Below are 14,733 nucleotides of genomic sequence, written 5' to 3'. Positions count from 1 at the left end.
CCTCCTTAGGTTTCTTGGGCGTCGTTCAGGGTTGGATAGTCGGTGTAGCCCTTCTCCGTACCACCATAGAAACTCTCCCGGTACGCCTCGTTCATCGGTGCGTTGCTCTTAAGCCGTGCGACGAAATCCGGGTTGGCCAAGACCATCGTGCCGTAGACTTCCAAGTCAGCCAGGCCAGAAGCCACGTCGGCACCGACCTGCTCGCGTGGGCGGCCCGGACGATTCAAGATCAACGTGCTTTTCCAGAGCGTGCGGATGTCGGCTAACAGCGCCTCGTTACCCTGATCCACGATGTGCAAGTAGGCCAACCCCAGTCTGCCGAGCTCAGCGACCAGATAACGGTACAAATCCGGCCCTTCGGCACCCTCATCGATCCCCCACATCATCATGCCGGGCGACAAGCGGATGGCAGTGCGATCAGCGCCGATCTCCGCGGCGATCACCTTGGCCGTTTCGATAGCGAAGCGGGCACGATTCTCGATACTGCCACCATATGCGTCGCTACGTGTGTTGGCGTTTGGTGCGAAAAATTGCTGGATCAGATAAGCGTTTGCACCATGGATTTCGACACCATCAGCACCGGCTTCAATCGCACGACGGGCTGCGCAGGCAAAGTCAGCGATGGTCTGCTGCACTTCTTTGATGGTCAAAGCGCGTGGCACCGGAACGTCCTGCATTCCCTTGACCGTGAATAGGCTCGTGCCTGGTGCAATGGCCGATGGCGCAACACTCTGGCGGTGATGCGGTGTGTTGTCTGGGTGGGACATGCGTCCGGCGTGCATGAGCTGGATAAACATGTGACCACCCTTCGCGTGTACGGCGTCGGTGGTCTTCTTCCAACCGGCAACATGCGCATCGGTGTAGATGCCCGGCGTCATCAAGTAGCCCTGGCCATCATCGGAGGGCTGGGTGCCTTCGGTCACGATCAGACCGACGCTGGCACGTTGCGCATAGTACGTCGCGGCAAGTGCACCCGGTGTACCGTCACACTGCGCGCGCGAGCGGCTCATCGGAGCCATAACCAGACGGTTCGGCAAGGTGTAGCGGCCAACGCGAACAGAATCAAACAGGTGACTCATGATGGAATCCTCGGAAGTGCTGGATGAAAGAAAGGGTTGGTTTACCTACTACGCAGCCGTTCCTAGAGACCTGTGCGTGCTACCAACGCCTCGGACGCCGCCATGAACGTGCGAATGTGTGACTCAGTCAGTCCTGTCGACGGCAGGATGGCCAGGCCCTTGCTGTTGAACATCGCGCCGCTGTAATCCTCAATGTCGGGGGTGAACAGGAGCGGCGTGATGCGCTTGGCGTAGGTATCGGCGGTGGGTGTCAGCAACCCGATCAGCGTTTCTATCACGTGCGATTTCAGCGAGTGCTTGCCGAAAAAGTTGTCACGGATGTTGGTCTTGATGAGGCCGGGATTCAGGCCAAAGAACGTGGCATGCGGATAACGTCTAGCTGCGTCGAGTACCAGTATTTCGTTGCCGGCGATGGTGTTCATGTGTGCCGACATCGCTTTGTAAGACATTACGGCGTTGAGGTCGTCCGGCGTACCGATCTGGCCACTGCCGGGATAGCCCATGAGAAACACGCGCGGCTTCATCGACGGCATAAGGCGTTGGGTTCCCAGCCTCGAAGCGATAACGCGCAGGATGACCAGGCGGTTTAAGTAGCTGACGGCCAGATCACGCTCAATACCTTCTGGCGTTTCCTGGCGCTGCGGTGCAGCAAAGATGCCGGTGGTGAAGATCACCATATCCAGTGTTTCGGCCTGCAGATCCGCAGCAACCCGCCATGCTTCACGCATCAAGCTCAGATCGGCCTGGATGAATGTGATCTTAGCGACTCCGGTATCGCGGAAGGTTTGCCCCACCACGATGACATCAGCACCAAGAGACACCAGATAACGGCTCAGCGCGCGGCCAATGCCACCGGTACCACCGACAATAGCAATCTGCTTGCCTGTAACGTCCAGAGGAAAGGCATCGGTGCGATGCCATGCCACGCGCTTATCCCGTTTCATGATGATGTCCTTGGATTTCAGATGAGGCAATGATCAACCGCTCCTCATAATAGATAAATATGTTATTTCGGATAACATTGATCTAATTTTGGAGCAATTGAGATGGATGATTACCTCAATGACATGGCCCTGTTCGTCGAGGTGGTCAAAGCCAGGGGATTCCGCCGTGCCGCGGAAGCAATGGGGATGCCGAACTCAACGCTATCGCGGCGCATCAGTGCACTGGAGAAGTCGATCGGGCTGCGGCTGCTCCACCGTACGACACGCAAGATCGAGCTGACCGAGGCCGGGCAGATTTATTTCGAGCGCTGTAAGCGCATCGTTGATGAAGCGCGTCTGGCACACGAACAGCTCGGCGAAATGCTGGCGCAGCCCAGTGGCGTGCTGCGCGTCTCGTTGCCGGTGGATTTCGCCGTGATCTACCTGGCACCCTTGATCACTGCATTCGCCAGCTTTTATCCTGGGATCACCTTTGACTTCGACTTGACCCCGCGGCGGGTCGATCTGGTCAGCGACCCCTTCGACGTGGCCATCCGCATGGGTGAGTCGGAAAATTCGCAACTGATCGCACGCCTGCTGGCCTCGCTGACCCCGTACCTCTACGCGTCGCCTGGCTACCTTAAAAACTCAGGCGAGCCAAGCAAGCCAGCCGACTTGGAACGGCATGAATGCCTGAGCATTCTGAAGGCAGGTACGTGGACATTGCTGGATGGAAAGCGAAGGACCACGGTATCGGTAGGGAGCCGCTTTACGCTCAACAGCATCGGCATGATCCGCCGTCTGGCAACGCTTGATATGGGCATCATCCTGATGCCGGAGAAAATCGTCACCGCTGACCTGGCCAGTGGCAAGCTACGTCAAATCATGCCAGCGTGGAGCGGCACACCGCAGCCGGTCTATGCGATCACCGAAACCCGCTTACTGCCGGCAAAGACGCAATGCTTCATCGAGTTTTTGTCTGAGCGTCTGAGGCAGTAGCCGATGCTCATCACCTGTAGGTTGTGCTCATGCAGCAGCCCTGTTGGTCATCCCCGTTAGCGGGGATGCCGCGGCAGTGTGGTTGTGTTCCAAGCAGTAGGTGACCTGATGCACCGAACACCGATGCATCTGTGTTCTTAAAACAACCGGGATACCACTGCTTACGGCACGGAACGCGTTTGCGTCTCGCATCATGTCTGCCGGTCTCACCAAAGTAGTTCCAGGACACTGATGACCAGCCCAATGCAGCGGCGCTGGTTGCGCCGTGGGCCACGTGACCAGCGCAGTTCAATACAGCAGTGGATAGAGTGGATATATCTGACTATTGTTAAACACACTGTTTATGTTACGCAGATAGATGACCGTCGTTACAGTCATTCGAGCCACTCATTTTATGTGACTCGTCGCGCATTACTGCGCGTACCATCATGCTATTTATGCAACCGCATCCCTGTCGGTGTACAAGCCATACGTACTATGTCGGTGACGCATCGGGTATACACGATGCGCCTTTATTAAACATCTTTATCACTCGATTTCGCTTTACGGAGCCCCCTCATGACAGATCGCATTCCACTACCTGGCAGCCATCGCCATCTCCTGCCAGGTACACACGACGTTGGGCAAGCATCAGCCAACGAATATCTTCGTGTCGTTATCGTATTGCGGCAACCTGCGTTGGCGGAAGCCGCACACGCATTGATCCGTACCAAAGTACCGACACCAATGCTGGACCGGGCACACTTTATGAAACGGTTTGCGGTCCCTAAGGAGGACTTGGATCTCTTGGATGGTTTTGCGGCGGCATACAACCTCAAGGTGGTGCGCCAGGAACCAGCGGCTGGATTGGTTGCACTGGAAGGTACCGTGGCAGACTGCAATGCTGCTTTCGGCATCGATCTGCGCTATCACGAAAAAAACAACAAGCGTTACCGTGGCCGTACCGGTGAGATCACATTGCCAGCAGCATTGAAGGATAAGGTCATCGCTGTTATGGGGCTGGATGCGCGCCCCCATGCGGGCTGCTCGCACCCGCGGCGCGGGCTGCATGATGGGCCAAGGATATGGTATACGCCGCCACAGGTGGCGCAGCTCTACGGTGCGCCGGCCAGCGAAGGACATCACCGCCAACGTTTGGGCATTATTGCCCTTGACAGCGGTTACCGACGGGATCAGGTGGCTGCTTACTTCGCCGAGGTTGGTGTGCCGATGCCTTCGATTGTCGACGTTGAGATTGCGGGTGCACAGCCACCAGCGGGGCCGAAGGATGACGGGCTCGAGACAGAACTGGACGTGCAGATTGCTGGCTCCGTCGCGCCCGGCGCCACGCTCGTCGTGTATCGCGCACCTAATAGCGAGAGCGGCATGCTGGAGGCCATCGTGAGTGCAATCCATGATCAAAAGTCTGGCTGCGATGTCCTGTCGATCAGTTGGGGATTGACAGAGTCGATGTGGACCGATCAAGCGTTAGCTGCCTACGAGCAAGCATTCCAGGCAGCAGCATTAATGGGCATCACTGTCTGTGTGGCTTCCGGCGACGATGGGGCACGTGGTGGGGCACCGGGTTTTAACGTCTACTATCCAGCCACCAGCCCGTACGTGTTGGCCTGCGGTGGTACACGGTTGGAGCTCCGCTATATACAGACTGACGAGCAGGCATGGTCTGGCAGTGGCGGTGGCGAGAGTGCGAAGTATGAGTGTCCAGCATGGCAGCAAGGTTTAGTCATCACCGCTGAGAAAGGTGGAGTCACACGCACACTGACACAACGTGGCGTCCCTGACGTGGCGGCTAATGCAGATCCGGAAACGGGGTATTACATACGGGTCGATGGGCATCATGGAGTGGTGGGTGGTACCAGTGCCGCAGCGCCACTGTGGGCTGCTTTTCTGGTGCGCGCTTATGCTGTTAACGGTGGCAGCAGCCGGGCATTCATGCCACCTTGGCTGTACCGTTCTGCTCAGGGTTACCGTGATATTCAGGGTGGTGCCAATGGTGGTTTCGCGGCCACAACATGTTGGGATGCCTGTACTGGCCTTGGCGTCCCAAACGGACAGGCCCTGGCGGCGCTGCTGAAGGAAGCGCTCGCGCATTGATGCGGATACCCCCCCGGATAAGAGCCACGAACAAACAGGCAAATCCCTGGCATGTCCACCCAACAGGGGGGTGTGTAAATAGGTGTGCGGCAGGCCATTGCCCTGCCGCATTGGCAATGCCCCTTGCCATGCTCCATCCGAGGTGAGCGGTTCTTAATCACACATCCGCTCACCTGCTGCTCCATACGTTGCATCATTGGATCGTCTTTATGGACAAGACCATCAAACTAAGCTTGGTTTGCTGATCGTCATACCATCGTTCTGGCTGGCTAAGCCTGATAGAAGTGTCGGCAAGCCTCTGGGCCAACTCAGCCAACCAGTTTTGGGATAGTGACTGCACTTATCGACAGCGATACCTTGGTGTCGAAACTGGATTCCTGAGCCAAACACCACTTCGTACTCATCATTATTTTCCGAAGAGAGCAGCGGCATATCCCCATGCTGCCGCGGTTGATCGTAACAACCAACGTCAGCAGTCACACTGAACCTGGAAACAGGAATGTCGCCCAGGGAGTGATCGACGTTTAACGTCTCGTCGTGAGTCAGTTCAATACTTTGGCACGCTGTTGTCGACCTGAGTGGACCAAGCATCAATACCACCACTGATGTTGTACACGTGGGTAAAACCCAAGCTGCGGAAATGCTCGGCCGCTTGAAGACTACGCCCACCACGATGGCACAAGAATGCCAGCGGCGTCGCTTTGGGAAGCTGCTCCAACGCAGTGCGTTCGGCACCGTCCATGGTACGGAATGGCAGAGCGATCGAAGCAATCGTACGCTCATCAGCAGGGCGTACATCCACCAAAGTCAGGGTACCCGCATGGACTTGGGCAGCAGCGTCACGGGGTGATAGTTCCTGAATCGGCTTAGGCGCGTTTGGATTGTCGATCGCCAAACCGTGGCCACGGATATCATCGACCCAGTCGATCGTGATGCCCTCAGCGCGGCGTGCGCTGGCAAGATCGAATTGCACGCGCAAACCGTTGGATTCTGAAGCGATTGCCTTCTCGTTGGTGGGTACCAACTCAAAGGTGGGTTGAAAGCGACTGTCGATTGACAGTGCCAACGAGCTCCCAGGCGCATTGGCCAGTGTGCTCTTGAGCATCTCCACGGCTGCTGGAGTGATGGTGATTGATGGTGCGGTGCGCTCCGGAGCCGTCATACCAAGCAGAGTGCTCAATTCACCGTTGTCATACATCTGCAGCATGATGTCGCTACCACCGATCAGTTCACCATCAATGTACAGCTGCGGGATGGTTGGCCAGTCACCATAGCGCTTGATGCCTTCCCGGATCTCTGCGTCGTCCAATACATTGACGTGCGCGTACTCGACACATAGTTCATCAAGTATGCCTGCCGCCTTGGCAGAAAAACCGCACTGCGGCATCCCTGGACGACCCTTCATAAACAAGACGACGCGGTTGGAATGCAGCAGAGTTTCAATGCGCGAGCGCAGAGCAGAATCGAGGGACATTTGAGAACCGATCATGGGACGTAGAATAGCGGTCCATTTTACGCCTGCCTGCGATGAATAAGGGACATGATTGCCAAAGAAATACCACATTACACCGTGATGCCTGCCCGTCCCTGGATAGGATGGTTTGTCTTGTCGCACCTCACCGCCGCCGTACTGTGGTGGTGCCTGGGTTGGCACTGGGGGCTGCCGGTTCTTTTAATCAGCCAAGCCTATTTTTTATTAGCCGTATTTTTACCGCGATCACGGCTGTATGCGCCGGTCGTCGTCCAGTTGGACAGCACTGCACCGGTCGTCTGGCTGACCATCGACGATGGCCCCTCCGATGACACAGCACCCATGCTGGATCTGCTCGACCGCCACGATGCGCGCGCCACGTTTTTCCTAGTTGGGGAACGCGCTGCGCGTCAACCGGCATTGGTGCGGGAGATTCTGCGCCGTGGCCATGCGATCGGTAATCACAGCCATACCCACCCTTATGCATGGTTCTGGGCGCTGGGCCCGCGCCACATGGCTACAGAGATTGGAATGGCACAACACACGTTGACTGAAATCATTGGCACACCACCACGTTGGTACCGCTCAGTGGTGGGTATGACCAACCCTTGGGTGGCGGCGCCGTTGTGTCGGCACGGTCTGGAGCGTATCGCCTGGAGCGCACGTGGCTTTGACGGGACTAAATGTGAGCCCGATGACGTCGTAGCGCGGATTGTGCGTGATCTGCGCCCTGGTGCCATCGTGCTTCTACACGAAGGGATTGCACATGGCCACAATTGCACAATCCTCAGCAGGGTGTTGGAAGCCCTGGACGCACGTGGCTTAAAAGCACGTAATCCCAATTGAGTTAAAAGACCATTCCCCGTATTCCTCTACACAGCAGCAAAGCCCCGCCACGGCAGCCATACTTTTCGCAGCGGCCTTCACCTGAAGTGCCAGGCACTCCCCCAGAGTATGCGTGACGTTTGTCTGTCCATGTATCAATATGCATTGATGGTCATGTTGAGAAGCCCTTGGAGGAAGAGTGCTGGCTCGCTTTTCAGTAGATCGTAATAGCGCTTCAACGGCACCATGTGCAGGTACCGCTGTGTTTACTACAGATGTTCATGCACTCTAGCTTTTGTCGAGCATAGGCGGATACACAACGGATATCTTCGACACTGTTCCGCCGGATTGCAGTGATGTATATCGATGACCAAGGCACATGGCTACTCTGTGCAACGCAGTGGACGAAGTTTCAGCATGGCGTCCCGGGGCACAAAGCGTTCCTCCAGCGTATACCGCCCCTTCCATCTATTGCGACGTGTCAATGTTCTGCGACTACGTTGACCCACACTCACCTTGCAGGATCATCGTGCCGTCTCTGTTGTTGACGCATACGAGAAAGGCGTCCGATGATGCAGCGAAACACCACGTGGTGAAAATGACATAGAAAACGCCCCAGGGGGGAGCATCGTGTACTTCCATCAGGCGGCTGCACTACGCGACTTGAGCGGCACAACCTTCGTGGTGACCTCGGCACGGCGGGACAATGCCCGATCGATACGAGAAAACACTTCGCGCATTAACGTAGCCTCAGGCAACAAGGTCACGCGGAAGTGATTCCGGTATGGCACATTGAAGCTTGATCCAGGGACCACCAGCACCCCTTCCTCATTCATCAACTCCAGCGCAAAATCATGGTCATCGAAATGCCGTGCGGCCGGCCCGACCACCGCTGGGAACGCGTATAACGCCCCTGCAGGTACCACCAGCGACAAATGCTCACTGGCCGCGCATGCCTCGACCACAGCGCGACGGGTCTCGTACAGAGGACCACTCGGCGAGCATAACGGGCTGATCGTATCTGGCCCGTTGACCGCTGCGTCAATCGCATATTGCCCCGGCACATTGGCACACAAGCGCAGCGCACCAAGCAGGTCCATCGCATTGCGCAGGTTGTCGACTCGAATACTACTCCCGGACAACAGCGCCCAACCGACACGCCAGCCGCAGGCACGATGTACCTTGCTGAGCCCACTGAAAGTGATGCATGGATGCGTCCCAGCCAGTGGCGCCACTGGCACGAACACAGCACCGTCATACAGGATCTGATCGTAGATCTCGTCCACCAGTAACAACAGATGATGTTTGACTGCGATGGAGACGATCCGCTCCAGTAATTCCTGCGAATAATTGGCACCGCTGGGATTGTTCGGATTGATCAACACAATCGCACGCGTGCGTGCAGACACCAGAGATTCGATCTCGACCGGATCTGGCTGAAAACCGTTCTCCGATGCACAACGGTAATACACCGGGCGGCCATCGTTAAGAATGGTCGCCGCTGACCAAAGCGGATAGTCCGGTGAAGGAATCAACACCTCATCACCTGGATTAAGCAGGGCGCGCAACGATAAGTCGATTAACTCGGACACCCCGTTACCGACGAAGATTCTATCTGGATGTGCATCTGGATAGTGGCGTCGGGCATAGGCGGCGGCGATCGCTTCGCGTGCGATGGGCAAACCCTGTTGATGGGTATATGGGTCGGTACGTCCCATGTCATCGGCAATGGCACGTTGCAGATGTTCCGGCGCCCGGAAACCGAATGCTCCTGGATTGCCGATATTGAGCTTGATCAGCGTGCGACCCTCTGCCTCCAGTTCACGCGCACGACGCGCCAACTCGCCTCGGATCTCATAGCGGACTTCGGACAGGCGCTGGCGCGTAGCAAGCGGCATTTGCGGGCTATTAGGCATCGCGGATGTAAGCCGGTTCACTGAAAGCCCGCATGTTAAGTCAAAAAGCAGTGGTACGTCAGACCTTATATTCCTTAAATCCTTACTCCGACGTGCTTAGGGTTGTACTAGATGAATCGTTTCCATATACACCACGCTCCCATTTCAGCTCGGCCACTCAACACTCACCGGATTGCACTACCTGTCGCTCCACCGATGCAGCAGCAACAAGCATTGCCGGCTTGCCACGCTTGATAACGCGCCCCGCGGCAACAGCATGATTTTCAGCAACGTGATTATATAAAATAAGACATTGCCGAAAGTTCACGGGGCCATATGGTCACTCAGCAGCGGACATCAGTGTTTTAAATATAGATAAGGAAAGGAATTGCACATTAAGGATGGCAACATGACAAACAAGGGTTCCCTTGCGACACCAGAGAATCAAGCAGGTTCGAATACACGGCTTGACAGCGCGCTCCACGGCTTAGTGCTGCTGGCCCAGTTTCATGGCATTGCGGCTGATCCCATCCAGATAGCGCACGATTTCGGGCGCAGTGGCGAACCATTCGATGAAACGTCCTTACTGCTGGCTGCCAAGAAGCTCGGACTAAAGGCCAAAGTCGTCACTCAGCCGGCACACCGTATCGCGATGGCGGCATTGCCTGCACTGGCACTGCTCCCTGAAGGACATGCATTTATCGTTGCCAAAGTCACTGGCAACCAGATACTGATCCACGACTTGACAGATCAGCGGCCACGGACAATCTCACTGGATGAATTTGCAGCGCGCTACGCAGGCCGCCTGCTCCAAGTGGCCTCCCGCGCCTCGGTCCTGGGAAATCTGGCTAAATTTGACTTCAGCTGGTTCATTCCAGCCGTCGTCAAGTACCGCAAACTGCTCACTGAAGTGTTTGCAGTGTCGCTATTCATCCAACTATTCGCACTGATGACACCGCTGTTCTACCAAGTCGTCATGGACAAAGTGCTGGTACATCAAGCACTGACCACACTTGAAGTGATCGTCGTTGGCCTGATCTCGCTCGCCTTATTCGAAGTGTTGCTGACGGGGCTGCGGACTTATGTCTTCTCACATACCACCAGCAAAATTGACGTTGAACTAGGGGCACGCTTGTTTCGCCATCTTTTGGCATTGCCCTTAGCGTATTTTGAATCGCGTCGGGTTGGCGACACCATCGCACGGGTACGCGAGCTAGAAAATATCCGCCATTTCCTCACCGGCCAAGCACTGACCTCGGTATTGGACTTACTGTTCACCGTGGTCTTTTTGTCCGTGATGTTTTGGTACAGCGGCTGGCTGACACTGATTGTAGTGTTGTCGTTGCCAATCTATGCACTCATCTCAGCGTTCGTCACCCCAGTACTCCGGAAACGTCTGGATGAAAAATTTGCACGCGGCGCAGACAACCAAGCATTTTTAGTCGAGACAGTCAGCGGTATTGGTACCGTCAAAGCGATGGCGGTAGACCCACGTGTCACACGCACCTGGGACAACCAACTCGCCGGCTACGTCGGAGCCAGCTTTGGCGTCACCAAAATTGCGACGTTTGGCCAACAAAGCGTTCAATTGGTACAGAAACTCACCAACGTCGCCGTGTTGTTCTGGGGCGCCAAACTAGTGATTGAAGGGAAACTGTCCCTTGGACAGCTCATTGCCTTCAACATGTTGTCCGGGCAGGTGACTGCTCCAATCATCCGGCTAGCCCAGCTATGGCAGGATTTTCAACAAGTAGGACTTTCGGTCGAGCGACTAGGCGAGATTCTCAATACACGTACCGAACTTCCCGGCAGCCGCATGACATTGCCGCCCATCCAGGGGCGGATCACCTTCGAACGCCTCATGTTCCGTTATCGCCCGGATACGCCCGAAGTGCTCGCCGGGATCGACCTGGACATACCGCCTGGCGAAGTACTCGGCATCGTGGGGCGTTCCGGCTCTGGAAAAAGTACCCTGACCAAACTAGTACAACGGATGTACGTCCCGGAGCGCGGGCGCGTTTTGGTCGACGGCCACGACCTTGCATTGGCTGACCCGGCCTGGCTGCGTCGCCAAATTGGCGTCGTACTGCAGGAGAACTTTCTGTTCAACCGCAGCGTGCGTGAAAACATCGCCATGGCCGACCCGGGCATCCCGCTGGAACGCGTGATCCACGCCGCAACACTGGCCGGTGCCCATGCATTCATTGCTGAACTGCCAGAAGGATACGACACCAAGATTGGCGAACACGGCACCGGGCTTTCCGGCGGGCAGCGCCAGCGCATTGCCATTGCCCGCGCCCTGATTGGCGATCCGCGCATTCTGATTTTCGATGAAGCCACCAGCGCACTTGATTACGAATCAGAACATGCGGTGATGCAAAATATGCGTGCCATCTGTAAGGGCCGCACTGTCCTGATCATCGCGCATCGCCTATCGACGGTACGCCACGCTGACCGTATCGTCGTCATCGATAAAGGGAAAATCGTGGAAAGTGGATCGCACGAGATACTGTTAGGCCGCCACGACGGTCATTACGCCCATCTATTCCGGCTCCAACAAGGCACATCATGAAACACCTGCTCCAAGGATGGCGCGACTTTCTTTCGCGTTACTTCAATGTTTTCCGAGCCGCCTGGTCAATTCGCGCCCAGTTAGATCCACCGCACAGAACGCCCGATGAGCGCACCTTCCTGCCCGCCCATCTGGAACTGACAGACACCCCGGTATCACCTACCGCACGCTGGAGCATGCGGATCATCATTGGATGCTTCGTAGTGGCCCTGCTATGGGCCTGTCTCGGCAAGATTGAAATCGTTGCCGTCGCCCCTGGAAAGATCGTGGTGGATTCACGGACCAAAGTCGTGCAGCCCCTGGAGACCGCCGTCGTGCACCAAATCCTGGTACGCGATGGCGAAAGAGTGCAAGCAAATCAGCCACTGATCGAACTGGACGCCACAGCCACCGGTGCTGAATACGCCCAGGCTGACGATGCCTTGCTCAATGCCAGATTGACCGCCTTGCGGCTGAAGGCACTTTCGGCCGCACTCGAGCAGAACCAAGCACCGCAATTAAAACAGGCCGCAGATATCCCAACTGACCGCATGGCCGCCGAGCAATCACTGGCACTCAGCCAGTTCGACGCCTTTCAAGCCAAACGTCACAACCTGCAAGCAACAATTGCCCAGCGCCGCGCCGAATTACAAACAGGCCAAGACACCATCGAACCATTGGCAGAATCGGCACGGATTTCCAAAATGCGCTCCGAAGATTACGCGCAGTTACTCAAAGGTCAATACGTGGGCCGTCACGAATACCTGCTGCGTGAACAGGAACGCATCACCGCCGAACGCGACTTGGCGACGCAACGCAACCGTCTCCAGGAAATCCGCTCCGCCTTGAGCGCCGCGCAGGAAGAATTGAGCGTATGGGAAACCGATTTTCGCCAACAGACCCTGGATGGCTTACGTAAAGCCGAAGAGCAAATTGGTCAACTGACACCACAACTAGCGAAAGCCCGGCAACGCGATCACTTCATGACCCTGCGCTCCCCCGTCGAAGGCATCGTGCAGCAATTAGCCATCCACACCATTGGCGGTGTGGTGACACCGGCACAGCAATTATTGGTGGTTGTCCCCGTACAAGAGACATTGGAAGTGGAAGCAAACGTACTCAACAAAGACATCGGCTTCCTACGTCCCGGACAACGGGTGACCGTCAAGGTTGAAAGCTTTCCCTACACCCGCTACGGATACCTGACGGGCCACGTCGTCAGCGTCTCCCATGACGCCGCACAAGACGAGAAACTTGGACTGGTCTTTCCCGTGCGGATCCGGTTAGACGCCACGGCACTCGATATTGACGGAGCTCGAATCAAGATGAGCGCAGGCATGGTATTGAGCGCAGAAATCAAAACAGGTAAACGCACCGTCATTGATTATTTACTGAGTCCTCTGCGGCAATATGCTGATGAAGCATTACGGGAACGATAAGCAACGTTGTGAGCCTTGGCGATGCGATTGCCTTACTTTTTCCACAGTGGCAATCAGCAGCAGCATTTCATGAAATAAAACAAGACACCGCATGAAGGGCCTGTTAGGGAACCTGCAATGAAGCGTCAACCGCTTCTACTGCAACATCAGGCGGCACCCACAACTCAGTGTCCCCCCTCCGACACCGTCCACGCCTTGCCACCCTTGAAAAGCAACGGTGCAAGACCCGATCTGCAAGCCCCCGCCCTCTCCTACATCACTGCTTATCACCACCGCTCAACCAAGCAAAAGGAGCGTCCACGCCGCCAGCGTTACGACCATCTTGCATCACCTATAGAACGTGATATAAATCGCGAAAAATAACGGAAAGGATTCCCGAATGGAGCCCCAGGACACTTCAGACGATCAGGCCATCTGCGGCGTATCACGGCTGGCAACGCCGCGGCCATCCTTCCCCGTCCATCCCATCCATACACACCTCCACAGCGCCTGCGTCCATCGCACCCCGGCCACTGCCGGAACAACTCAAGGAGTGCTTGCCATGTGGCCTCCTCCCACACGCCGTCTTTGCCCACACGGAACCTTCGAAGTCACAACAGCCCCGCATGGCACTTCCCGTTCAACCGGCTTGCGCACATGGCCCACGGGCCCGGCACCGCTCAAATACTTCAGAGCAAGCAATACCCAAACCCATGAGAAATAGAAATATCACCACCACAGAAAATAGATAAATGAGATGTTTAATAAAACCCAATGCCATTGGGTTTCATCAAGGATTTCACAGGCATGCACATCACTCAGGTGAGGAGGTCAAAAAAATAGGATGGATTCTTAAATGGGAATGCTTCTTAAACAACAGGGATTCTTTTACCCAGCATCACAGCTGTTGTATCCATGTATTTAAATAGTCTCAAAGGACATGACATGCCGTTTATTAATGAAATTCCCACAGCGGAAGATATCGAAAAATATGGATTGCCTTTTAAAAAAGATCTGAACTTACACATCGAACTACGCAGGCAATGGACTGTGGATCGTGAACGTAACTTTCATTTATACGAAGGTGGCCCCACTGCAAATCAAGCATTTAAAAATGTCTTTTATTACCGGTTCTATCTTTATCTGAATGGTTCGAAATTTATTATCAAATTGGATATTGACCGTACTCGTAAACCTTCCTTGTTTAAAGACAACCCCTATGTTATCGAGTGGAACAAAGTAGCGTCGATCAAAGTGATGCCCCATGATCAAATCAACCCCCTTAAGACATTGCCACCCTCGGCTTGGGAAAACCCCGATGTACTACAACCCTTATTGGACAATTATTCGTTCAATCAATTTATCGCCATCTTCAAAGCAGCCGTGACTGTGCACGGCGCAGGCCGGTCTAACCGTCACATTCATACTCCCATCGTGGTCCGTTTTAGATTTTAAAGCAGCGGAAGATAGGCATGACA

General features: G+C 55.4%; 11 protein-coding genes. 7 read left to right on the top strand and 4 right to left on the bottom strand.

Annotation, left to right across the window (positions count from 1 at the left end; all coding sequences use genetic code 11):
* Positions 1-5: 5 nt before the first annotated feature.
* On the bottom strand, positions 6-1,079 hold the full coding sequence (locus tag PLS229_RS04590; RefSeq protein ID WP_038270238.1) for an alkene reductase: 1,074 nt from the start codon (positions 1,077-1,079) through the stop codon (positions 6-8).
* Positions 1,080-1,141: 62 nt separating this feature from the next.
* Positions 1,142-2,023: an SDR family NAD(P)-dependent oxidoreductase gene (locus PLS229_RS04585; protein ID WP_038270240.1), complete on the bottom strand. Its 882-nt coding sequence runs from the start codon at positions 2,021-2,023 to the stop codon at positions 1,142-1,144.
* Positions 2,024-2,125: 102 nt separating this feature from the next.
* Between PLS229_RS04585 and PLS229_RS04580 the strand changes: the two genes are divergently transcribed.
* On the top strand, positions 2,126-3,001 hold the full coding sequence (locus PLS229_RS04580) for a LysR family transcriptional regulator (RefSeq protein WP_038270243.1): 876 nt from the start codon (positions 2,126-2,128) through the stop codon (positions 2,999-3,001).
* 558 nt (positions 3,002-3,559) lie between these two features.
* The gene (locus PLS229_RS04575) at positions 3,560-5,095 is read left to right on the top strand and encodes a S53 family peptidase (RefSeq protein WP_038270246.1); all 1,536 of its coding nucleotides are present in this window, start codon (positions 3,560-3,562) and stop codon (positions 5,093-5,095) included.
* Positions 5,096-5,642: 547 nt separating this feature from the next.
* Here the strand turns inward: PLS229_RS04575 and grxD are convergent.
* Positions 5,643-6,569 (bottom strand): Grx4 family monothiol glutaredoxin, encoded by a 927-nt coding sequence (gene grxD, locus PLS229_RS04570; protein ID WP_038270326.1) that lies wholly within the window; start codon positions 6,567-6,569, stop codon positions 5,643-5,645.
* Between the two features lie 66 nt (positions 6,570-6,635).
* Here grxD and PLS229_RS04565 point away from each other — a divergent pair, with 66 nt between their 5' ends.
* The gene (locus PLS229_RS04565) at positions 6,636-7,412 is read left to right on the top strand and encodes a polysaccharide deacetylase family protein (protein WP_038270247.1); all 777 of its coding nucleotides are present in this window, start codon (positions 6,636-6,638) and stop codon (positions 7,410-7,412) included.
* 620 nt (positions 7,413-8,032) lie between these two features.
* On the opposite strand, the gene PLS229_RS04560 is transcribed toward PLS229_RS04565, so the two are convergent.
* Positions 8,033-9,307, bottom strand: coding sequence for a pyridoxal phosphate-dependent aminotransferase (locus tag PLS229_RS04560; RefSeq protein ID WP_038270250.1), 1,275 nt, complete (start codon positions 9,305-9,307; stop codon positions 8,033-8,035).
* A gap of 388 nt (positions 9,308-9,695) precedes the next feature.
* Here PLS229_RS04560 and PLS229_RS04555 point away from each other — a divergent pair, with 388 nt between their 5' ends.
* From PLS229_RS04555 to PLS229_RS04540, 4 genes are all read left to right on the top strand, one after another.
* Entirely contained in the window at positions 9,696-11,858 is a 2,163-nt protein-coding gene (locus PLS229_RS04555; RefSeq protein ID WP_038270253.1) for a type I secretion system permease/ATPase, read from the top strand.
* On the top strand, positions 11,855-13,276 hold the full coding sequence (locus tag PLS229_RS04550; RefSeq protein WP_038270256.1) for an HlyD family type I secretion periplasmic adaptor subunit: 1,422 nt from the start codon (positions 11,855-11,857) through the stop codon (positions 13,274-13,276). Before PLS229_RS04555 ends, PLS229_RS04550 begins: the two co-directional genes overlap by 4 nt.
* A 117-nt stretch (positions 13,277-13,393) precedes the next feature.
* Positions 13,394-13,639 (top strand): hypothetical protein, encoded by a 246-nt coding sequence (locus tag PLS229_RS04545; RefSeq protein WP_152536569.1) that lies wholly within the window; start codon positions 13,394-13,396, stop codon positions 13,637-13,639.
* Between the two features lie 561 nt (positions 13,640-14,200).
* Positions 14,201-14,710: a hypothetical protein gene (locus PLS229_RS04540; RefSeq protein WP_038270259.1), complete on the top strand. Its 510-nt coding sequence runs from the start codon at positions 14,201-14,203 to the stop codon at positions 14,708-14,710.
* Positions 14,711-14,733 lie beyond the last annotated feature (23 nt).

This window comes from Xylella taiwanensis (assembly GCF_013177435.1).
Lineage (GTDB): Bacteria > Pseudomonadota > Gammaproteobacteria > Xanthomonadales > Xanthomonadaceae > Xylella > Xylella taiwanensis.
The sequence above is the reverse complement of the archived record's forward strand: the minus strand, read 5'-3'. Positions and strand labels throughout refer to the sequence as shown.